This is a genomic window from Streptomyces sp. NPDC048560, assembly GCF_040650955.1.
Taxonomy (GTDB): Bacteria; Actinomycetota; Actinomycetes; order Streptomycetales; family Streptomycetaceae; genus Streptomyces.
Map to the genome: position 1 here is coordinate 271,445 of NZ_JBEZIJ010000007.1, position 20,943 is coordinate 292,387.

Genomic DNA, 20,943 nt, shown 5'->3' on the forward strand with positions numbered 1-20,943 from the left:
CCCTCCCCAGGAGCCCCCTTGAACGTGTTCAAGGGGGATTTCCCGGCACTCTACGGGAGACTGAGACGGGTGGGGCGGCTGTTACGGGACCGGGATCAGACCCACGTGTCGAGCCACATCCGGTCGCGCCACGACGTGTCCGGGATGGACGTGCCCGTGTACAGCGGCCAGAAGTACACGAAGTTCCAGACGATCAGCAGCACCAGAACCCCGGCGGCCACCGCCCCCAGAGTCCGCCGGCGTTCGCCGGACGGATCGCCCGTCGCCAGGCCCGGCCCGCCCAGGTCCTTCCCGGGCCGCACCTGCGCCGCGGGCCCGATCATCGCGCCGATCATCATCGTCACCGCCAGGCACAGGAAGGGCACGAAGACGACCGCGTAGAACAGGAAGATCGTCCGCTCCTGGTAGAAGAACCACGGCACCCAGCCCGCCGCCACGCCGCACGCGATCGCGCCCGCGCGCCAGTCACGCCGGAAGAACCACCGCCACAGCACGTACAGCAGCGCGAAGCACGAGGCCCACCAGAGCATCGGAGTGCCGATCGCCAGCACCTCGCGCGCGCACTTGCCCGTCGCCGACGCCGCACAGCCCGCCTGCTCCTCGTAGAAGTACGAGACGGGGCGGCCGAGCACGATCCAGCTCCACGGATTGGACTCGTACGTGTGCCCGGAGGTCAGCCCCACATGGAACTCGTACACCTGGTACTCGTAGTGCCACAGGCTCCGCAGCCAGTCGGGCAGCCAGGTGAACCAGCCGCCCTTGCCCTCGGTCGCCGCCCAGTTCCGGTAGTAGCCCTTGTCCGTGACGATCCAGCCCGTCCACGTCACGAGATACGTGCCGATCGCGACCGGCACGGTCGAGACGAACGCCGGCAGCAGGTCCCTGCGCAGCACGGCGACGTACGGCTGCACCGCGCCCGCCGTGCGTCGCGCGCCCACGTCCCACAGGACCGTCATCACACCGAACGCGGCGAGGATGTACAGACCGTTCCACTTGGTCCCGAAGGCCAGTCCCAGCATCAGGCCCGCCATGAGCCGCCACGGCCGCCACCCCAGGCGCAGCGTCTCCGCGATCCGCGCGTCGGGGCGCATGACCCCGTCCGCGTCGACCGGGAGCGCGGCCGCCAGTCTGCGGCGCGCCCGGTCCCGGTCGGTCACCAGGCATCCGAAGGCCGCGAGGACGAAGAACATCAGCACCAGGTCGAGCAGCGCCGTGCGGCTCATCACGAAGTGCAGGCCGTCCACCGCCATCAGCGTGCCCGCCAGACAGCCCAGGAACGTGGAGCGGAACAGCCTGCGTCCGATGCGGCAGAGCATCAGCACGGAGAGCGTGCCGAGCACCGCGACCATGAAGCGCCAGCCGAACGGCGTGAAGCCGAAGAGCTGCTCACCGGCCCCGATGATCCACTTGCCGACCGGCGGATGTACCACGTAACCGGGGTCCACCGGGATCTGTACCTTCGAGGGATCGGCAAGAATCGACTTGTCGATGTCCTTGGGCCAGGCACCCTCGTACCCCTGGTTGACGAGCGCCCAGGCGTCCTTCGCGTAGTACGTCTCGTCGAATATCACCGCGTCCGGCTTGCCCAGGTTCCAGAACCGCAGCAGCCCGGCGACCAGCGCCACCAGCAGCGGCCCGCCCCACGCGGACCAGCGGACCAGACGGCCCGCCAGGGCCGGCGGCACCGCGAGTACCGCCCAGAACCGGGCTCCGGGGCGGGTGTACGGCGGCACCAGCCGTTCACGCAGCCCTGTCTCCGGCCGGGGTACATGGCCGAAGCGGCGCAGCCGCTGCTGCCAGGCAGGCGGCTCCGCGCCGTAGGCGTCCCCGGCGTCCTGGCCCTGCTGCGCTTCGGGTGCAGTACTCGTCACCGCGCCATCGTAGGGAACGCATCTGTGCGAAGGGTGCCGCCCGTGCTGGGAGGATGGCTCCTGTGACTGGATCGACTGGAACGCTGGTACTCGCAGGGACCCCCATCGGCGACGTGGCGGACGCCCCGCCACGACTCGCCGCCGAGCTGTCGACGGCCGACATCGTCGCCGCCGAGGACACCCGGCGGCTGCGCCGTCTCACCCAGGCGCTGGGCATCCAGACCACGGGGCGTGTCGTCTCCTACTTCGAGGGCAACGAGACGGCCCGTACGCCGGAACTCGTCGAGGCGCTGACGGCAGGCGCCCGCGTCCTGCTCGTCACCGACGCCGGGATGCCGTCCGTCTCCGACCCGGGCTACCGGCTGGTCGCCGCGGCGGTGGAGAAGGACATCAGGGTCACCGCCGTGCCCGGCCCCTCGGCCGTGCTGACCGCGCTCGCCCTGTCCGGCCTGCCCGTCGACCGCTTCTGCTTCGAGGGCTTCCTGCCCCGCAAGGCGGGCGAGCGCCTCGGCAAGCTCCGCGAGGTCGCCGGCGAACGCCGCACGATGGTCTTCTTCGAGGCCCCGCACCGCCTCGACGACACCCTGGCCGCGATGGCCGAGGTGTTCGGCGCCGACCGCAGGGCCGCGGTGTGCCGCGAGCTGACCAAGACGTACGAGGAAGTGAAGCGCGGCCCGCTCGGCGAGCTCGCCGTCTGGGCGGCCGAGGGCGTACGCGGCGAGATCACCGTCGTCGTGGAAGGCGCCGCGGACTCCGCCGGCGAGGGCCTGGACGCCGAGGAGCTGGTGCGCAGGGTGCAGGTGCGCGAGGAGGCGGGGGAGCGTCGCAAGGAGGCGATCGCCGCGGTCGCCGCCGACGCCGGACTGCCCAAGCGCGAGGTGTTCGATGCGGTCGTCGCGGCAAAGAACGCGGCTCGAACTGCCCCCGCCGAGGGCAAGCACTAACCTGAAAGGTAAAGCCCGAGTCGCGTACCGGGCCCCTTGGCCATGACGAGGCCAAGACCGCTCCAACACTCGGCTCGACCTGGTGCGCTCCCGCCGGGAAAGGCGTCCACTGGATGGTGCGACGCATTCCACGGAGTGCTTGTCCGGCGGACAAGAGGAGCAGGCATGAGCGAGATCGCAGCATCCACCGTGCATGAGGCGTACGCGTTCGCGTGCATGAGGTGCGGATACGGCTGGGAACAGGCATACGAGATCGAGCACCACGTCGACGGTGCGGGCAACGCGTTCGTCGTCTACAAGGCGGACGGGCAGCGCGTGCCCTCACCGCTGTCCACGCCGACCTGCGCCAACTGCGGGGCGCACGTCGTCAGGATCATGCGGGCCGGCCGGGTCTCGACCGTCCAGCAACTGCTGGAGAACCAGCTTCCCGAGGGGACCGCGTCGGCCCCCGGGCCGGTGTCGGCGTCGTCGTCGGTGTCCTCACCCGGGTCCTCGCCCGAGCCGGAGGAACACTGGCGCTTCTCGCACCTGCTGCACCCCTTCCACCGCAAGTGAGCCGCCGCCCATGATCCTCGTACGATCGTGGGCATGAGCCGTACGGAAGCCCCGCCGCTGCCCGAGCCCCTGCGGGTGCCGGTAGCCGATTCGCACACCCACCTCGACATGCAGGACGCGACCGTCGAGGAGGCCCTGGCCAGGGCCGCCGCCGTCAACGTGACGACCGTGATCCAGGTCGGCTGCGACGTGGCCGGCTCGCGCTGGGCCGCCGACACCGCGGCGGCCCACGCGTCCGTGCACGCGTCCGTCGCCCTCCACCCCAACGAGGCGCCCCGCATCGTGCACGGCGACCCGGAGGGCACCGCGCGTCAGGGCGTCAGGGAGCCGGGCGGGAAGGCCGCGCTCGACGAGGCCCTCGCCGAGATCGACGCGCTGGCCGCCCTGGACCACGTGCGCGGCGTCGGCGAGACCGGCCTCGACCACTTCCGTACGGGTCCCGAGGGCATGGCCGCCCAGGAGGAGTCCTTCCGCGCGCACATCGAGATCGCCAAGCGCCACGGCAAGGCCCTCGTCATCCACGACCGCGAGGCGCACGCGGACGTGCTGCGCATCCTCGCCGACGCGGGCGCCCCCGAACGGACCGTCTTCCACTGCTACTCGGGCGACGCCGAGATGGCCCGGATCTGCGCGGCCGCCGGATACTTCATGTCGTTCGCCGGCAACGTCACCTTCAAGAACGCACAGCCGCTGCGCGACGCCCTGGCCGTCGCGCCGACGGAACTGGTCCTGGTCGAGACGGACGCCCCCTTCCTCACCCCCGCCCCGTACCGCGGACGGCCCAACGCGCCCTACCTCATTCCGGTCACGCTGCGCGCGATGGCCGAGGTGAAGGGAGTCGACGAGGACACCCTGGCGGCGGCGATCCACGCCAACACGGCACGGGCATTCGACTACTGAGCGGTTCCTGAGCGATCATCCGAGTCCCTGTCGAGGGCGAGTGGACACGCTGGGTTACCGGATCGCTTTGGAGAGTCACCGAAGCTCCGCTATCGTCCCCGCGCATTCGGATCGCAAGGCCGATCTTCTGGAGCGTCGTGAGCAATTCGCAGGGCAGTCACCGTGCAGCGCGCGGCGGTCGGCGTACACCGGCCGCACCGGTCGCCGTCGCACCCCCCGCCTCCCTCCACGACGAGCCGACGCTCGTGGACGCGTCGTGGAGCGGATTAGCCGTCCACGACCCCACCATGGTCGACACGCCCCTGGTGCCCCGTCAGGCGGCCGGCGCCGAGGGCGCCACCGGCCGGGCGGCCGGTGCCGTGAGCGCCGGCACCGGACGTGGCGGCGGGCGTGCCACCGGCAGCACGCGCGTCACCCGCACCGGACGTGGTTCCAGACGCCGCAAGAGCACCAGGAACGCGGCGGGCGCCGAAGGTCTTCGACGGCTCGTCCCGCAGGCCCTGGTCGTCGCCTTCCTGGCCGGTGGCACCTCGGCGTTCGTCGTCCACGACAAGGCCGTCCGGCTGAGCGTCGACGGAAAGCCCCGCACCCTGCACACCTTCGCCGACGACGTCGGTGAGCTGCTCGCGGACGAGGGCGTCGCCATCGGCGAACACGACCTCGTGGCCCCCGCCCCGGGCGCGGAACTGGACAGCGGCGACGAGGTCGTCGTCCGCTACGGGCGCCCCGTCACCCTCACCCTCGACGGCACCCGCCGCCAGGTGTGGACGACCGCCGAGACCGTCGACGAGGCACTGCGGCAGTTCGGCGTACGGGCCGAGGGGGCGTATCTCTCCGCCTCCCGCTCCTCCCGCATCGGCCGCACCGGACTGACGCTCGACATCCGCACCGAACGCACCGTGACCTTCATGGCGGACGGCCGCGAACGCACCCTGCGCACCAACGCCGCCACCGTCCGCGAGGCCATCGCACAGGCCGGCATCACGCTGCGGGACCAGGACACCACCTCCGTGGCGCCCGACAGCTTCCCGCGTGACGGGCAGACGATCTCCGTCATGCGGATCACCGACTCCCGTGAAGTGCGCGAGGAGACCGTCCCCTACGCCGTCGAGCGCACCGACGACCCCACCCTGGCCGCCGGTACGGAGGTCGTCGAACGCAACGGGCGCAACGGCGTCCGCCGCGTCACGTACGCCCTGCGCACCGTCAACGGCGTCAAGCACAAACCGCGCAGGACCGGCGAGGAGACCCTGCGCGAACCGGTGAGCCGCATCGTGCGCGTCGGCACCAAGAAGCTCCCGGACGCGGTGGCGGGAGCGGACGGCCTGAACTGGAGCGGACTCGCCGCCTGCGAGTCCGGTGGCCGCGCGGACGCCGTCGACCCCAGCGGTACGTACGGCGGCCTGTACCAGTTCGACACCCAGACCTGGCAGTCCCTCGGCGGCACCGGCAGACCCCAGGACGCCTCCGCGTCCGAGCAGACCTACCGGGCGAAGAAGCTCTACGTGCAACGGGGGGCGAGTCCGTGGCCGCACTGCGGCCGTAGGCTTAGCGAGTGAGCAGCACTGAGCCCGACGCCCTCCTGGGCCCCGCAGACATCCGCGACCTGGCAGCGAAACTGGGCGTACGCCCGACCAAGCAGCGCGGTCAGAACTTCGTCATCGACGCCAACACCGTCCGCCGGATCGTGCGCACCGCCGAGGTGCGCCCCGACGACGTCGTGGTCGAGGTGGGGCCGGGGCTGGGTTCGCTGACCCTGGCGCTGCTGGAGGCCGCCGACCGCGTCGTCGCCGTCGAGATCGACGACGTGCTCGCGGGTGCGCTGCCCGCCACGGTCACGGCCCGGATGCCGCAGCGCGCCGACCGGTTCTCGCTCGTCCACTCCGACGCGATGCTGGTCCGTGAGCTGCCGGGCCCGCCGCCCACCGCGCTGGTGGCCAACCTTCCGTACAACGTGGCCGTGCCGGTCCTGCTCACCATGCTCGAGCGTTTCCCGAGCATCGAGCGGACCCTGGTGATGGTGCAGGCCGAGGTCGCCGACCGGCTGGCAGCCAAGCCGGGCAACAAGGTCTACGGTGTGCCGTCGGTCAAGGCGAACTGGTACGCCGACGTCAAGCGCGCCGGGTCCATCGGCCGCACGGTCTTCTGGCCGGCGCCGAACGTCGACTCGGGGCTGGTGTCGCTGGTGCGGCGCACGGAACCGATCAGGACCAGCGCGAGCCGTACCGAGGTCTTCGCGGTCGTCGACGCCGCGTTCGCCCAGCGCCGCAAGACGCTGCGCGCCGCCCTGTCCGGCTGGGCGGGCTCCGCGCCCGCCGCCGAGGCCGCGCTCGTCGCGGCCGGGATCTCGCCGCAGGCACGCGGCGAGGCGCTGACGGTCGAGGAGTTCGCCGCGATCGCCGAGAATAAGCCGCAGAGCACGCCGGAGCCGTCCGCATGACCCGAAGTGTCACCGTCCGCGTCCCCGCCAAGGTCAACGCGCAGCTCGCGGTCGGCGCTCCCCGCCCCGACGGCTTCCACGACCTGGCCAACGTCTTCCTCGCCGTCGGTCTGTACGACGAGGTCACCGTCACCCCCGCCGAGCGGCTGACGGTCACCTGCTCGGGTCCGGACGCCGCGCAGGTCCCGCTGGACGCCACGAACCTCGCAGCCCGTGCCGCGATCGCGCTGGCCGAGCGGTACGGCCTCGCGCCCGATGTGCACATCCACATCGCCAAGGACATTCCCGTGGCGGGCGGCATGGCGGGCGGCAGTGCCGACGGCGCCGCCGCCCTGCTGGCCTGCGACGCCCTCTGGTCCACCGGCGCCACCCGCGAGGAACTCCTCGCGCTCTGCGCGGAGCTGGGCAGCGACGTCCCGTTCAGCCTGGTCGGCGGGGCCGCACTCGGCGTGGGACGCGGTGAGCAGCTGACGCCGATCGAGGTCGGGGGCACCTTCCACTGGGTCTTCGCGGTCGCGGACGGCGGGCTGTCCACCCCGGCGGTCTACGGCGAGTTCGACCGGCTCAGCGCGGGTACGGACGTCCCGGAGCCCACCGCGTCCGCCCCGCTCCTGGCCGCGCTGCGGGCCGGGGACACCGGCGCACTCGCGGACGCCCTGAGCAACGACCTCCAGGCAGCCGCCCTCTCCCTGCGCCCCTCGCTGGCCGACACCCTCGCCGCGGGCACCGCCGCGGGCGCGCTGGCCACCCTGGTCTCGGGCTCCGGCCCCACCACCGCGTTCCTGGTGGCGGACGAGGAGTCGGCGCAGAAGGTGGCCCAGGCGCTGGTCACCTCCGGGACGTGCAGGACCGCGCGGGCGGCGGTTTCCCCGGCGCCGGGTGCCAGGGTCCTGAACCGTAAGGGCCCGCCCGGGCCCGACCGGCCCTGACCGGTCCGGCGGGCCCCGGGCTCCGGAAGGCGTCAGCCGGCCTTCAGGGTCTTCTTCGCCAGCTCGTACGCGGGCAGCATCTGCTCGTGCTCGCCGGTGTCGAGGCCGCCCAGGTGCACCACGACCGGGCCGTCCGGCGTGACGACCGCGAAGGCCCGTTCGGTCTTCGGCTCGTCCAGCAGCTCGCTGCTCACGGTGTACGTCACCTCGGAGGCGGCCAGGGAACCGGCCCGGACCTCCGTGTACGCGGCCTTCCCCGCGCTCTCGTCGGCCGCGAGGAAGGCTTCGAGGACCGCGCGCGGCTCGCTGCCGGACGGCTCGCCGGCCCATACGCGGAGGTAGCCGATGTTCCCGGCGGGCTTCGCGTCGATCTCGCAGATCATCGTGACCGGGCCCTGCTGACCCAGCGCGGCCAGTTCCGAGCCGGGGTCCACCTCGACGGCCTCGGGCGTCCAGGACGCCGCGAAGTCGAAGGTGACCGGCATCGGGCAGGCCGAACCGGCCGCGCCGAGTGTGCCTCCTGCGGTGACCGGCTTCCCGGCGGCGGAGTCGGCCGCCCCGGTCGTCCCCTGCTGCGAGGGCTGCTTCGCGGTCGCCTCACCGCCGTCCGTACCGCTGTCCGAAGACCCGCAGCCGCTCAGCGCCAGCGTTGCCAGGACCGCCGGGACCAGAGCCCGGACCGCGTACCGCTTCTTCATGAAGTCCCCACCCCTGAGATGTTCCCCACCGCTCCGACCTGGGGTTACTCCCCAAGATCGATCGCCGCACGCTATCGCACCTCCCACGGCGACTACCCTGGGACTTCGAGCGGTCCCCGACGCAGGGACCCCCCAGGCAGGAGTGAAATGGCCGTCAATCTGGTCAATGTCGAGCAGGTCAGCAAGGTGTACGGCACCCGTGCCCTGCTCGACGGTGTATCCCTCGGGGTGTCCGAGGGCGACCGGATCGGTGTGGTCGGCCGTAACGGCGACGGCAAGACGACTCTCATCCGGATGCTCGCCAAGCTGGAGGACGCGGACACCGGACGCGTCACGCACAACGGCGGTCTGCGCCTCGGTGTCCTCACCCAGCACGACTCCCTCGACCCGAAGGCGACCATCCGCCACGAGGTCATCGGCGATCTCGCCGACCACGAGTGGGCGGGCAGCGCCAAGATCCGTGACGTGCTCACCGGACTCTTCGGCGGCCTCGCCCTCCCCGGCTTCGAGCACGGCCTCGACACCGTCATCGCCCCTCTCTCCGGTGGCGAGCGGCGCCGTATCGCGCTCGCCAAGCTGCTCATCGGCGAGCCGGACCTGATCGTCCTGGACGAGCCCACCAACCACCTCGACGTCGAGGGCATCTCCTGGCTGGCCGGCCATCTGCGGAACCGCCGCTCGGCGTTGGTCTGCGTCACTCACGACCGGTGGTTCCTCGACCAGGTCTGCACCAGCATGTGGGACGTCCAGCGCGGTGCGGTCCACGAGTACGAGGGCGGCTACAGCGACTACGTCTTCGCGCGGGCCGAGCGGGAGCGGATCGCCGCCACCGAGGAGGGCAAGCGGCAGAACCTGATGCGCAAGGAGCTCGCCTGGCTGCGGCGCGGTGCCCCCGCCCGTACGTCCAAGCCGCGCTACCGCATCGAGGCGGCCAACGAACTGATCGCCGACGTGCCGCCGCCGCGCGACACCAGCGCGCTGATGAAGTTCGCCAACGCCCGGCTCGGCAAGACCGTCTTCGAGCTGGAGGACGTGACGGTCCAGGCCGGACCCAAGACGCTGCTCACCAACCTCACCTGGCAGCTCGGCCCCGGCGACCGGATCGGCCTGGTCGGGATCAACGGCGCTGGCAAGACCTCACTGCTGCGGGCGCTCGCCGAGGCCAGCCGTACGCAGGGCGACGAGCAGCCCGCCGCGGGCAAGGTCGTCGTCGGCAAGACGGTCAAGCTCGCCTACCTCTCGCAGGAGGTCGCCGAGCTCAACCCGAACCTGCGGGTGCTGGAGGCCGTCCAGCAGGTCCGGGACCGCGTCGACCTCGGCAAGGGCCGGGAGATGACTGCGGGGCAGCTCTGCGAGCAGTTCGGCTTCACCAAGGAGAAGCAGTGGACGCCCGTCGGTGACCTGTCCGGTGGCGAGCGGCGCAGGCTCCAGATCCTGCGTCTCCTGATGGACGAGCCGAACGTCCTCTTCCTCGACGAGCCCACCAACGACCTCGACATCGAGACCCTGACGCAGCTGGAGGACCTCCTCGACAGCTGGCCCGGGTCGATGATCGTGATCTCCCACGACCGGTTCTTCATCGAGCGGACCACCGACAAGGTGATGGCCCTGCTCGGCGACCGTGCGCTGCGGATGCTGCCGCGCGGGATCGACGAGTACCTGGAGCGCAGGCAGCGGATGGAGGAGACCGCCACCCCGGCCTCCCATTCCATGCCGTCCGGCGCGAAGGCCGCCCCGGCCGAGACCATGTCGCCGCAGGCCGCGCGTGCCGCGAAGAAGGAGCTCCAGAAGGTCGAGCGCCAGCTGGAGAAGATGTCGACGAGGGAAACGACCCTGCACGCGCAGATCGCCGACAACTCGACCGACTTCGGGAAGGTCGCGAAGCTCGACGCCGAGCTGCGTGAACTGGTCGCGGAGCGCGACGTCCTGGAGATGCGCTGGCTCGAACTGGCCGAGGACGCCTGACAGTCGGTGTGACCAGTGGTGCGTCCGGGACGGGTGATAGAAAGAAACCTTGCCCGGAACGCACCCAGGGGGAACGCACCGATGAGCCAGCCGCCCGGCCAGCAGCCGCCGCAGGGAGTCTTCGGAGCCCCCTACGAGCCTGAGCCCGGGCGGTTCGGCGGGCCACCCGGGACGTACGGGGAACAGGGGCGGCCCGGATACGGGCAGCCGCACGCGCAACCGGCGTACGGGCAACCGGCGTACGGGCAACCGGGTTTCGGGCAGCCCGCCTACGGCTCCGCGCAGCCCGGGCCCCCGGTCCCGCCGCGGCCCCCGTCCCGCTCCGGGAGGAAGCCGCTCCTCGTCGTGGCCGGGGTGCTCGTCGTGGCGCTCCTCGCGGGCGGCGGCGTCTGGTTCGCCACGGGTGGCGGTGGTGACGGCGCGAAGAAGCCGGCCGCCGGGAAGAGCTCCTCCTCCTCGCCGTCGCCAGTGGGCGGCGGCAAGGGCGGGGAGAAGGGCGGGGAGAAGCCGGAGGCCGGTACGACCGACCTCGCGCTCGCCGCGAAGCTCAACTCCGGTCGCAAGCCGGGCGAGGCGAAGGTCCGCTGGATCCAGCGGAACGGCGTCGACCTGCCCCGCAACGGCTTCGACGCCCACGGTCCGTGGATCGTCGGCGACACCGTCGTGAAGGCCATGTACCGCACGGTGTCCGCCTATTCGCTCGCCGACGGCAAGGAGAAGTGGAGCCTGCGCCTCACGGGCGAGGTCTGCGCGGCGCCCACCCAGGCGTCCACCGACGGCAAGCTCGTGCTCGGGATCGAGGACGGCATCGGGAGCAAGGCGTTCTGCCAGGACCTCCAGATGGTCGACCTCACCACCGGGAAGGCGGGCTGGCACAGGTCCTACGTGCGCTCGGGTGTCTGGGACGAGCTCTCCGACGTCCAGATGGCGATCAACGGCCCCACCGTGACGGTGGGGCGCACCAGCAGGACCAACGCCTTCCGGATCAGTGACGGAAAGCAGCTGTGGGACAAACTGCCCACGAACTGCCAGCCGTTCGCCTTCGCCAGTGGAGCGGTACCGGTCGCGGCCGCCAGCTGTCAGACCGCGGCGGACGACCACGCCGAGCAGCTGGTGCAGCGGATCGACCCGGCGACCGGCAAGGTCGCGTGGACGTACAAGGTCAAGAAGGGCTGGAAGGTCGACCAGTTCTACTCGGTCAGCCCGATCGTCGTCTCCCTGCGGAAGACGGACGGGTGGGCCGTCGTCATCCTCAACGACGACGGCACGTACCGCTCCCAGCTCGTCGGCGGCTCCGGCGACTACGCGACGCGGTGCAGCAGCGACCTCCTCACCCGGGGCAAGAACATCGACAACTGCCTGGGCGTCACGGCCGATGCCGACGCCGTCTACCTGGCGACGAAGCCGGTGTTCGCCGAAACCGCGTCGAGCAACGCGGTGGTGGCCTTCGACCTGGACACCGGCAAGGCCATCTGGAAGACGCCCTCGCCCGCCGGCCAGACCCTGATGCCCATACGGGCGGAGGGCGGCGAGGTGCTGACCCACCTCTCACCGGGAGAGGGCGACCACAAGGCCGAGGGCGGCGGGATCGTCTCGCTCGCGCCCGCCGACGGCGCCTCGCGGACCGTTCTGCGGCATCCGTCGGCGGGGGCCGCCGTGGAGCGCGGCTTCTTCGACCCCCGGGTCGTCTACACCAACGGGCGCTCCCTGCTGATGCACGCGTACGTCACCGGGGTCACCGATGAGGAAGAGGTGGCACTGCGGACGATGATCGTCTTCGGTGACTGACAGGCTCTCAGGTCCGGCCGGGGCATAACGGAGGCATCACGGGGCGGTTCTCCCTTGGGAACAGGGGGTGGACCGACCCCGTGTTCGAAGCGGTGCGGGTGGTAAAAAGAAGCCCCGCTCGACTGTCGTAACACCGCGGAAGCCATGCCCGTTTCGCTCCTTTCCGAGGGAATCCAACCCGGCGGAAACGCGGGGGAGACCGAAACGGGCACCGGTCCGCACCGCACGAAGGGGGACGTGCTGATGACCCAGCCGCCCAGCCAGCAACCGCCGCAGGGAACTCCTCAGCCGCCGCCGCCCTACGGGCAGCCCCCGCAGACCCCACCGCCCGCACAGCCGCCGCAGATGCCGGCCGGCCCCCCGCAGCAGCCGCCGGGCGAGCCCGGCTACGGCTACCCGCAGGCCCCGGGACCGTACGCCCAGCAGCCCGGCCCGTACGGGCAGCAGCCGGGACCCTACGGGCAGCAGCCCGGTCCCTACGGCCAGCAGCCCGGCCCCTACGGCCAGCCGACGCAGCCCGGTTACGGCTATCCGCAGCAGCAGTACCCCGGAGCGCCCGTCCCCGGCGGCCCGATGGGACCCGGTGGACGAAGCCCGTTCAAGGGCAAGCCGGCGATGATCGTCGCCGCGGCGGTCGCCGCGCTGCTCGTCATCGGCGGCGTCGTGTTCGCGACGGCCGGCGGCGACGACGACAAGAAGCCCGTCGCCAAGAAGACCACCGACGCCGCGCCGAGCGTGTCCCCCACGGTCGACGAGGGTGACGGCAACGGCGACGGCCGTGAGGTCGACGACGACCTGAACGCCGGTCGCAAGGCGGGCGAGGCGAAGGTCCTCTGGCTCCAGACGAACGGCGTCGACCTGCCCCGCAACGGCGCCGACGTGTACGGCCCCTGGATCGTCGGCGACACCGTCGTCAAGGGCATGTACCGCACGGTCTCCGGCTACTCCGTCGCCGACGGCAAGCAGAAGTGGACCCTGCCGCTGCCCGCCGACATGTGCGCGGCGCCGCCGCAGCCCACCGCCGACGGCAAGCTCGTCATCGGTGTGAAGGACAGCACCAAGGACGGCGCCGACTGCGCGCTGCTCCAGATGATCGACCTCAACACCGGTAAGGCGGGCTGGAAGAAGACCGTCAAGAAGTCCGGCACCTGGGACCTGATGTCCGACATCGGCCTGGCCATCAGCGGCGACACCCTCACCGTCGGACGCACCGGCAACTCCAACGGCTACCGAGTCAGCGACGGGAAGGAGCTGTTCGGCAAGCCGGCGGGCAACTGCCAGCCCTTCGCGTTCGCGGGCGGTCCCAAGCTGATCGCCGCGAGCAGCTGCCGTACCGACGACATCGAGAACCCGCAGCACCAGATCCAGGAGTTCGACCCCGCAACCGGCAAGGCCAAGTGGACGTACAAGCCCGCGCGCGGCTGGGAGATCGACAAGGTCTACTCGGTGAGTCCGCTCATCGTCTCGCTGACCCAGAAGAAGGACGGGAAGCAGACCAAGTGGTCCATCCTCGCCATCAAGGAGAACGGCACGCTCCGTTCCCAGCTGGCCGGTGACGCCGAGGACAAGTTCTCGCCCGACTGCGGCGGCGGCTTCTCCATCTTCGGTGACCAGCTCGAAGGGTGCACCGGCGTCGCCGCCGACGCCAACACCTTCTACATGGCGACGGAGGACGACACCAGCGGCACCAGCCGTACGAACAAGGTCGTCGCCTTCAACCTGAACACCGGCAAGCCCAAGTGGAAGGCCGCGGCCCCCGCCGGGCGCGTCATGACGCCGCTGCGGATGGAGGGCGGCAACGTGCTGCTCTACCTGGAGGCCTCCTACGACAAGGGCGGGGCCATCGCCACGCTCGCTCCGGCCGGCGGCGCCCCCACCGTGGTGCTCCAGCACCCCGGGTCGACGACGGACATCGAGAGCACCTTCTACTCCTCGAAGATCGCCTACGCGGGCGGCCGCAGCTTCATCCTGAGCGGTCGCATCAGCGCGAGCAGCGACGAGGAGGAGAAGCAGCAGAAGACGATGATGGTCTTCGGCAAGTGACGGTTCACGACGGCACCCGACCCCACAGTCCCCTTCCCTCAGAGGTAAGTACCCCATGACGCAGCCGCCCCAGCCGTCCAACGAGCCGCCCCAGGGCGGATTCGGTGCCCCGCAGGACCCCCCGCCCGGTGGGTTCGGCGCACCGGCCACGCCGCCCCCGGACGGCTTCGCCAAGCAGCAGCCGCCCGCGCCGCCGACCCCGCCCGCCCCCGCCCAGGGCGGCTACGGAACCCCGCAGACGCCCCCGCCCGCCATGCCCCCGCAGAACCCGGGCTACGGCTACCCGCAGGCGCCGCCGGCGCAGGCCGGCTACGGCTTCCCGCAGGGACCGCCGCCCGGACAGCCGGGTATGCCCCCGCAGCAGTACGGCTACCCGACCGCGCCCATGCAGCCGCAGTACCCGGGCGCGCCGGCCGGTAACGCCAAGAAGTTCTCCACCCAGATGCAGATCATCGTCGCGGCGGCCGCGGCCGTGGTCCTGATCATCGGCGCCGGAGTCGTCTACTCGGCCACCAGCGGTGAGGAGGAGACCGGCAAGAAGACCGAGGCGTCCTCGGCCGGTACGACCGGTGGCGAGAACAAGGGCGGCGAGGGCGGCGGCGGCCTGGCGGGCGGCGAGGAGAAGGCACCGGCGAACACCAAGTCGGCGGTCGGCTTCCAGCTCCCGCATCCCAAGGTCACCGACGTCACGACGGTTGCCGGCTCCTGGATCACCGACAAGGCGTACGTGAAGACCGGCATCCACGAGGTCGTCGGCTACGACCCCGTGAAGGGCACCGAGCTCTGGTCGATCGCGCTGCCCGGCCAGGTCTGCGCCGCCACCAAGCACATGACCAAGGACTTCAAGACGGCCATCGCCTTCGAGCCCGGCAAGCGGACCAAGGCGACGAAGTACCAGGGCTGCAGCCAGGTCGGCGTGCTCGACCTCAACACCGGCACGCTGAAGTGGAGCAAGCAGGTCACGGCCTCCACCGGGGGTGACGAACCGCTGCAGTACGACGAGGTCACGCTCAGCGGCTCCACGGTGGCCGCGGGCGGCACCAGCGGCGGGGCCGCGTTCAACCTGGAGACCGGCGCCGAGCTGTGGAAGCCGACGGCAGACGCCGACGGCTGCTACGACATGGGCTACGGCGGCGGCGAGGCGCTGGCCACGGTCCGCAAGTGCGGTACGTACGACGACCCGCAGCTGACCGTCCAGGCGCTGAACCCGACCACGGGCGCGCCGATCTCCTCGTACAAGATGCCGGCCGGCGTCGAGTACGCGAGCATTGTCTCCACCAAGCCGCTCGTCGTCGCCGCCGACGTCGGTGACACCGCCGGTGACGGCAGTGGCATCTCGGACTTCTTCTCGATCGACGCCGCCACCGGCAAACTGCTCGTCCGGATCTCGGCCGACGCCGACAAGTACGCGGCCCGTTGCGGCTCCACCGACGTCGAGACGTGCCAGGGCGTGGCCGTCGGCAACAACCGGCTGTACGTGCCGACCGAGGAGCACGAGGGCGGTGGCGAGTACGGCGACACCAACGAGATCGTTGCCTTCGACCTGACGACCGGCAAGCTCGTCGGCGGCAAGGCGGACGCGGGCGACCGCTACACGCTCAAGCCGCTGCGTATGGACGGCACCGATGTCATCGCGTACAAGGAGCCCCCGTACGACAAGGGCGGCCAGATCGTCTCCATCGACGGTGACACCTTCAAGGAGACGCTGCTGATGGAGAACCCGAGCGACGAGGCGGTCCGTGACGCGGAGAGCACCTTCTCCGGGGACTACGCCGAGGTCCTCTACTCCAAGGGGCAGCTGTTCATGTCCGAGACGATGATCAGTGAGCCGCGCGAGAGCTCGCTGGACGACAAGGAGTACCTCGTCGTCTCCTTCCGCACCAGCTGAATCCTCCCGCCCCGGCTGACCCAGCGGATGGCGCACACGGCCCTGCCTGTCGATCAACCGACCGGCAGGGCCGATCGTTTTCTGCCCGTCAAGTGGCTCCCGATCAACCAGAATTCGGCATTCTCGGATGCTTCTGGGGGCTAGGGGGCGCGCCGGGTCGAACAAGCGTGTAGCTTGCCGGATCACGGCCGGGGGGCCGGGGGCGTACAGGGGTACATGGGGGTTTGCTCGATGAGCGTGCGGCTCATGGTGGTCGACGATCACCGACTGCTCGCCGAGGCACTTGCCTCGGCGCTGAAACTGCGCGGGCACCGGGTGCTCGCCGCGGCCGCGCCCACATCAGGGTCCGCCGATCTGGTGGTCAGCCGCGCGCCGGAGGTCTGCCTCTTCGGTACGGCCACGCCAGCGGAGCCGGGCACGTTCGACCCCATCGCCCGGATCGGGCGGGAGCGCCCCCAGGTGGCGGTCGTGGTCCTCGGCCCGGTTCCGAGCCCGCGTGGGATCGCGGCGGCGTTCGCGGCCGGGGCCGTCGGGTACGTCCGTCACGACGAGCGGATCGAGGGCGTCGAACGCGCCATCATCAAGGCCAGGGCCGGCGAGGCGGCCGTCGCGCCGCAGCTGCTGAGGGCGGCGTTCGCGGAGCTGCTCAACCCGGTGGTGCAGCCCGACGACGAGGGGCAGCTCCTGCTGCGGATGCTCACCCCGCGCGAGGTCGAGGTGCTGGTGCGGGTCGCGGAGGGTGAGGACACCCGGCTGATCGCGCTCGGCATGGGGATCGCGTCGAGCACCGCGCGTACGCATGTTCAGCGGGTCCTGATGAAGCTGGGCGTCGGCTCCCGCCTGGAGGCGGCGGCGCTCGCCGCCCGCACCGGCCTGCTGGACCGGGCGGCCCTCGACGCGCGGCAGGGGCCGGACCTCCCCGCCTGAGCGGCTCGAACCACGTCCCGCGCGCTCTCTCCCCGGTAGCCGCGCCCTCACCGCGCGCCGTTTCCCGGTAGCCGCGCCGTCCGCCACGCGCCGGCTCTCCCCGAGCCGCGCCGTCCGCCCGTCATTCACCCACGCACCGCCACGCGAGGCACCCGTGTGCCCATTTTCGCGGGCTCGTTGACGCGCCTGTTGGGTTGTGATTCATTGTGTGCGGTTATGTTTGGAGGAACCTGGTGAAGAAGACGGTTACGAGCCTCGCCGACGGCCGTGAGCTGATCTATTACGACACCGCGGACGACATCGTCCGCGACGCCACCGACCGCAGGCCGCTCGACGCCGTCTCGACCTCGTCCGAGGTCCGCCGGGACGCGCTGCTCGGCGACAGCGTCGCCATCGCCTCGCACCGGCAGGGGCGCACCTACCACCCGCCTGCCGACGAGTGCCCGCTCTGCCCCTCCCAGGGCGACCGGCTGAGCGAGATCCCGGACAGCCACTACGACGTGGCCGTCTTCGAGAACCGCTTCCCGTCCCTCGCCGGTGACGCGGGCCGCTGCGAGGTCGTCTGCTTCACCTCCGACCACGACGCCTCGTTCGCCGACCTCACCGAGGAGCGGACGGCCCTGGTGCTGGAGGCGTGGACCGACCGCACCGCGGAACTCGCCGAACTCGACCAGGTCACCCAGGTGTTCTGCTTCGAGAACCGGGGTGCCGAGATCGGCGTCACCCTCGGCCACCCGCACGGGCAGATCTACGGCTACCCCTTCGTCACCCCGCGCACCGGGCTGATGCTGCGCTCGGCGCGCGAGCACCGTGAGGAGACCGGCCGCAACCTCTTCGATGACGTGGTCGCCCGCGAGCTCGCCGACGGCGACCGCGTGGTCCTGGACGGCGAACACTGGGTGGCCTTCGTGCCGTACGCGGCGCACTGGCCGTACGAGGTGCACCTGTACCCGCGCCGCCGGGCCCTCGACCTGCGGGACCTCGACGAGGCCGCCCGCACAGAGTTCCCACAGATCTATCTGGAACTCTTGAGGAGATTCGACCGGATCTTCGGCCCCGCCGAGCCGCCGACCCCGTACATCTCGGCCTGGCACCAGGCGCCGTTCCGGGTGCCGGGACGTGAGGACTTCGCGCTCCACCTGGAGCTTTTCACCATTCGGCGGACCTCGGGCAAGCTGAAGTTTCTCGCGGGCTCCGAATCCGGTATGAGCGCTTTCATCAATGACGTGCCGCCGGAGGCCGCGGCCCAGCGACTGCGAGAGGTAGCGAGCGAGTGAGTAACGCCCGGAAGAAGTACCTGGTGACCGGCGGGGCGGGATACGTCGGCGGTGTGGTCGCCGCGCATCTGCTGGAGGCCGGTCACGCGGTGACCGTGCTGGACGACCTCTCGACCGGATTCCGGGAGGGTGTCCCGGCGGGGGCCGAGTTCGTCGAGGGCCGCGTCCAGGACGCCGCCAAGTGGCTCGACGCCTCCTACGACGGAGTCCTGCACTTCGCCGCGTACTCCCAGGTCGGCGAGTCCGTCGTCGACCCGGAGAAGTACTGGGTGAACAACGTCGGCGGCACCACCTCCCTGCTCGCTGCCATGCGCGACGCCGGGGTGCGGACCCTGGTGTTCTCCTCCACGGCGGCGACGTACGGCGAGCCGGCCTCCAGCCCCATCACCGAGGCATTCCCGACCGCGCCGACGAACCCGTACGGCGCGAGCAAGCTCGCCGTCGACCACATGATCACGGGCGAGGCCGCCGCGCACGGCCTGGCCGCCGTCTCGCTGCGCTACTTCAACGTGGCGGGCGCGTACGGCGCCTCGGGCGAGCGCCACCACCCCGAGTCGCACCTCATCCCGCTCGTCCTCCAGGTCGCCCTGGGACAGCGCGAAACGATCTCCGTCTACGGGGACGACTACCCGACCCCCGACGGCACCTGCGTGCGCGACTACATCCACGTCGCCGACCTCGCCGACGCCCACCTCCTCGCCCTGGGCGCCGCCGCCCCGGGCGAGCACCTGATCTGCAACCTGGGCAACGGGAACGGCTTCTCGGTCCGCGAGGTCATCGAGACCGTCCGGCAGGTGACCGGCCACCCCGTCCCCGAGACCCCCGCCCCCCGCCGCGCCGGTGACCCGGCCGTGCTGGTGGCCTCCGCAGCCACCGCCAGGGAGCGCCTCGGCTGGCAGCCGTCCCGCGCCGACCTGGCCGGCATCGTCGCCGACGCCTGGGCCTTCGCCCGCCGAGAGGAGACCAGCTCCCCATGACCAACGAATCCGCTGCGACCGCTGCCGTCGAGGCCGCCTTCACCGAGCTCTACGGGAAGGCTCCCGACGGGGTCTGGGCCGCGCCCGGACGGGTGAACCTGATCGGTGAGTACACCGACTTCAACGACGGCTTCGTGATGCCGCTCGCCCTCCCGCACACCGCGATCGCCGCCGTCGCCCGCCGTGATGACGGCGAACTCCGGCTGCACTCCACGGACGTCCCGGGGGGTGTCGTCCGGCTCCGGGCCGACGAGCTGGCCCCCCACGACGGCCACGGCTGGGCGGCCTACCCGGCCGGTGTCGTCTGGGCCCTGCGCGAGGCCGGTCACGCGGTGACCGGCGCCGACATCCAGATCACCTCCACGGTCCCGACCGGCGCCGGACTCTCCTCGTCCGCCGCCCTCGAAGTGGTCACCGCGCTCGCCCTGAACGACCTGTTCGACCTGGGTCTCGGCCCCGCCGAACTGGCCGTGCTCGGCCAGCGCGCGGAGAACGCGTTCGTCGGCGTCCCCTGCGGCGTCATGGACCAGATGGCCTCGGCGTGCTGCACCGACGGCCATGCCCTGTACCTCGACACCCGCGACCTGACCCAGCGCCAGGTCCCCTTCGACCTGGCCTCGCACGGTCTGCGGCTGCTGGTCGTCGACACCCGGGTCAAGCACGCCCTGGGCGACGGGGCGTACGCGGAACGGCGCGCCGGCTGCGAGGAGGGTGCCCGGCTGCTCGGCATACGCACGTTGCGCGAGCTCCCGTACGAGGGCCTCGGCGCCGCGCTCGGCACGCTGGCCGCCGCCGGCGCCGACGAGTCCGTCGTGCGGTACGTGCGCCATGTGGTCGGCGACAACCACCGGGTCGAGCAGGTCATCGCCCTGCTCGACGCGGGCGAGGTGCGTGCGGCGGGCCCGGTCCTCAACGAGGGCCACGTCTCGCTCCGCGACGATCTGCGCGTCTCCTGCCCCGAGCTGGACCTGGTGGTCGCCACGGCGAACGCGGCCGGGGCGCTCGGCGCCCGGATGACCGGCGGCGGCTTCGGCGGTTCGGCGATCGTGCTGGTGGAGGAGGCGGACGCGGAGACGGTCACCAAGTCCGTGCGGGAGGCGTTCACTTCGGCGGGCTACGCGTCGCCGGGTGTCTTCCCCGCCGTGCCGTCCGCAGGGGCGCGCAGGCTCGACAGCCCTTAGGTGAGCCGCTTGACGAGGATGAACTCGGTGACGCCGGGCGGGTAGTCGTCGACCTGTCCGGCCACCTCGTACCCGTGCCCGCGGTAGAAGGAGGGGGCCTGGAAGTCCCAGGTCTCCAGGCGGGAGTTGGTGCAGAGCCGCTCGTTGCGGGCCACTTCCTCGGCCTCGGTCAGCAGGCGTGAACCGAGGCCGAGCCCGCGGTGGCTCTCCTCCACCCAGAGCAGCTCCACATGGAGCCAGTACGCCCAGGTCCGTCCGGTCAGGCCGCCGACGATGCCGCCTTCCTCGTCCAGCACCCAGACTTCCAGGGGCACTTCGTGCTCGGCGGGGGTGGAGAGCAGGGAGCGGAGCTCGGGTGACGCCGCTCTGTTGTCATCACGCAGTCGACCGCTCAGCAGAATGCGACGTTCTTTGTCTACTTCTGTCTCAAGACGGAACATGAAACACACCCTAAACACCCCGGGCAACCAGTTCCGCGAATTCGCTTCCGCTCCCGGCCCCCACCCGTACGCTGATGCTCAGCACCGGTGGGGGCCGGTGCCGATTCAGGGGAGCGAGAC

At 71.3% G+C, this 20,943-nt stretch carries 17 protein-coding genes; 14 read left to right on the forward strand and 3 right to left on the reverse strand.

Features of this window, described 5'->3' with window-relative positions; translation table 11 throughout:
* Positions 1-95 precede the first annotated feature (95 nt).
* A complete protein-coding gene (locus tag AB0C82_RS20480) occupies positions 96-1,871 on the reverse strand; it encodes a phospholipid carrier-dependent glycosyltransferase (RefSeq protein ID WP_362843815.1) in 1,776 nt (591 codons plus the stop codon).
* A 53-nt stretch (positions 1,872-1,924) separates the two neighbouring features.
* Here AB0C82_RS20480 and rsmI point away from each other — a divergent pair, with 53 nt between their 5' ends.
* The 6 genes from rsmI (at position 1,925) to AB0C82_RS20510 (ending at position 7,639) form a co-directional block, all read left to right on the forward strand.
* A complete protein-coding gene (gene rsmI, locus AB0C82_RS20485; RefSeq protein ID WP_362843818.1) occupies positions 1,925-2,815 on the forward strand; it encodes a 16S rRNA (cytidine(1402)-2'-O)-methyltransferase in 891 nt (296 codons plus the stop codon).
* A 165-nt stretch (positions 2,816-2,980) separates the two neighbouring features.
* Complete coding sequence (locus AB0C82_RS20490; RefSeq protein ID WP_362843821.1) at positions 2,981-3,370, forward strand: hypothetical protein; 390 nt, start codon at positions 2,981-2,983, stop codon at positions 3,368-3,370.
* 33 nt (positions 3,371-3,403) lie between these two features.
* Entirely contained in the window at positions 3,404-4,270 is an 867-nt protein-coding gene (locus AB0C82_RS20495) for a TatD family hydrolase (protein ID WP_362843824.1), read from the forward strand.
* Between the two features lie 287 nt (positions 4,271-4,557).
* Positions 4,558-5,829 carry a ubiquitin-like domain-containing protein gene (locus tag AB0C82_RS20500; protein ID WP_362843827.1) on the forward strand — a complete coding sequence of 424 codons (1,272 nt, stop codon included), beginning with the start codon at positions 4,558-4,560 and terminating at the stop codon, positions 5,827-5,829.
* Positions 5,826-6,710: a 16S rRNA (adenine(1518)-N(6)/adenine(1519)-N(6))-dimethyltransferase RsmA gene (rsmA, locus tag AB0C82_RS20505; RefSeq protein WP_362843830.1), complete on the forward strand. Its 885-nt coding sequence runs from the start codon at positions 5,826-5,828 to the stop codon at positions 6,708-6,710. The genes AB0C82_RS20500 and rsmA overlap by 4 nt, the downstream gene beginning before the upstream one ends.
* Positions 6,707-7,639, forward strand: a complete 933-nt coding sequence (locus AB0C82_RS20510; RefSeq protein ID WP_362843833.1) for a 4-(cytidine 5'-diphospho)-2-C-methyl-D-erythritol kinase — start codon at positions 6,707-6,709, stop codon at positions 7,637-7,639. The genes rsmA and AB0C82_RS20510 overlap by 4 nt, the downstream gene beginning before the upstream one ends.
* A gap of 32 nt (positions 7,640-7,671) precedes the next feature.
* Here AB0C82_RS20510 and AB0C82_RS20515 read toward each other — a convergent pair whose 3' ends face one another.
* Positions 7,672-8,337: a lipoprotein gene (locus tag AB0C82_RS20515; protein WP_362843837.1), complete on the reverse strand. Its 666-nt coding sequence runs from the start codon at positions 8,335-8,337 to the stop codon at positions 7,672-7,674.
* A 147-nt stretch (positions 8,338-8,484) separates the two neighbouring features.
* On the opposite strand from AB0C82_RS20515, the gene AB0C82_RS20520 reads away from it, so the two are divergent.
* The 8 genes from AB0C82_RS20520 (at position 8,485) to galK (ending at position 20,383) form a co-directional block, all read left to right on the forward strand.
* Complete coding sequence (locus AB0C82_RS20520) at positions 8,485-10,302, forward strand: ABC-F family ATP-binding cassette domain-containing protein (RefSeq protein ID WP_362843839.1); 1,818 nt, start codon at positions 8,485-8,487, stop codon at positions 10,300-10,302.
* 81 nt (positions 10,303-10,383) lie between these two features.
* Complete coding sequence (locus AB0C82_RS20525; protein ID WP_362843842.1) at positions 10,384-12,090, forward strand: PQQ-binding-like beta-propeller repeat protein; 1,707 nt, start codon at positions 10,384-10,386, stop codon at positions 12,088-12,090.
* A 243-nt stretch (positions 12,091-12,333) separates the two neighbouring features.
* Positions 12,334-14,133: a PQQ-binding-like beta-propeller repeat protein gene (locus AB0C82_RS20530; RefSeq protein WP_362843846.1), complete on the forward strand. Its 1,800-nt coding sequence runs from the start codon at positions 12,334-12,336 to the stop codon at positions 14,131-14,133.
* A 55-nt stretch (positions 14,134-14,188) separates the two neighbouring features.
* Positions 14,189-16,021, forward strand: a complete 1,833-nt coding sequence (locus tag AB0C82_RS20535) for a PQQ-binding-like beta-propeller repeat protein (RefSeq protein ID WP_362843849.1) — start codon at positions 14,189-14,191, stop codon at positions 16,019-16,021.
* 231 nt (positions 16,022-16,252) lie between these two features.
* Complete coding sequence (locus AB0C82_RS20540; protein ID WP_362843852.1) at positions 16,253-16,948, forward strand: LuxR C-terminal-related transcriptional regulator; 696 nt, start codon at positions 16,253-16,255, stop codon at positions 16,946-16,948.
* A 233-nt stretch (positions 16,949-17,181) separates the two neighbouring features.
* The gene (gene galT, locus AB0C82_RS20545) at positions 17,182-18,225 is read left to right on the forward strand and encodes a galactose-1-phosphate uridylyltransferase (RefSeq protein ID WP_362843855.1); all 1,044 of its coding nucleotides are present in this window, start codon (positions 17,182-17,184) and stop codon (positions 18,223-18,225) included.
* A complete protein-coding gene (gene galE / locus AB0C82_RS20550) occupies positions 18,222-19,202 on the forward strand; it encodes a UDP-glucose 4-epimerase GalE (protein WP_362843858.1) in 981 nt (326 codons plus the stop codon). The genes galT and galE overlap by 4 nt, the downstream gene beginning before the upstream one ends.
* Positions 19,199-20,383 carry a galactokinase gene (galK, locus tag AB0C82_RS20555; RefSeq protein WP_362843860.1) on the forward strand — a complete coding sequence of 395 codons (1,185 nt, stop codon included), beginning with the start codon at positions 19,199-19,201 and terminating at the stop codon, positions 20,381-20,383. The genes galE and galK overlap by 4 nt, the downstream gene beginning before the upstream one ends.
* Here the strand turns inward: galK and AB0C82_RS20560 are convergent.
* On the reverse strand, positions 20,380-20,823 hold the full coding sequence (locus AB0C82_RS20560; RefSeq protein ID WP_362843863.1) for a GNAT family N-acetyltransferase: 444 nt from the start codon (positions 20,821-20,823) through the stop codon (positions 20,380-20,382). The genes galK and AB0C82_RS20560 overlap by 4 nt on opposite strands.
* Positions 20,824-20,943: the final 120 nt, after the last annotated feature.

Coding starts and splice junctions, on each gene's coding strand:
- AB0C82_RS20520 (WP_362843839.1), top strand. CDS start 8,485: ATGGCCGTCAATCTGGTCAATGTCGAGCAGGTCAGCAAGGTGTACGGC.
- AB0C82_RS20525 (WP_362843842.1), top strand. CDS start 10,384: ATGAGCCAGCCGCCCGGCCAGCAGCCGCCGCAGGGAGTCTTCGGAGCC.
- AB0C82_RS20515 (WP_362843837.1), bottom strand. CDS start 8,337: ATGAAGAAGCGGTACGCGGTCCGGGCTCTGGTCCCGGCGGTCCTGGCA.
- rsmI (WP_362843818.1), top strand. CDS start 1,925: ATGGCTCCTGTGACTGGATCGACTGGAACGCTGGTACTCGCAGGGACC.
- AB0C82_RS20560 (WP_362843863.1), bottom strand. CDS start 20,823: ATGTTCCGTCTTGAGACAGAAGTAGACAAAGAACGTCGCATTCTGCTG.
- galK (WP_362843860.1), top strand. CDS start 19,199: ATGACCAACGAATCCGCTGCGACCGCTGCCGTCGAGGCCGCCTTCACC.
- AB0C82_RS20500 (WP_362843827.1), top strand. CDS start 4,558: ATGGTCGACACGCCCCTGGTGCCCCGTCAGGCGGCCGGCGCCGAGGGC.
- AB0C82_RS20490 (WP_362843821.1), top strand. CDS start 2,981: ATGAGCGAGATCGCAGCATCCACCGTGCATGAGGCGTACGCGTTCGCG.
- AB0C82_RS20510 (WP_362843833.1), top strand. CDS start 6,707: ATGACCCGAAGTGTCACCGTCCGCGTCCCCGCCAAGGTCAACGCGCAG.
- AB0C82_RS20530 (WP_362843846.1), top strand. CDS start 12,334: ATGACCCAGCCGCCCAGCCAGCAACCGCCGCAGGGAACTCCTCAGCCG.
- AB0C82_RS20540 (WP_362843852.1), top strand. CDS start 16,253: ATGAGCGTGCGGCTCATGGTGGTCGACGATCACCGACTGCTCGCCGAG.
- AB0C82_RS20535 (WP_362843849.1), top strand. CDS start 14,189: ATGACGCAGCCGCCCCAGCCGTCCAACGAGCCGCCCCAGGGCGGATTC.
- AB0C82_RS20495 (WP_362843824.1), top strand. CDS start 3,404: ATGAGCCGTACGGAAGCCCCGCCGCTGCCCGAGCCCCTGCGGGTGCCG.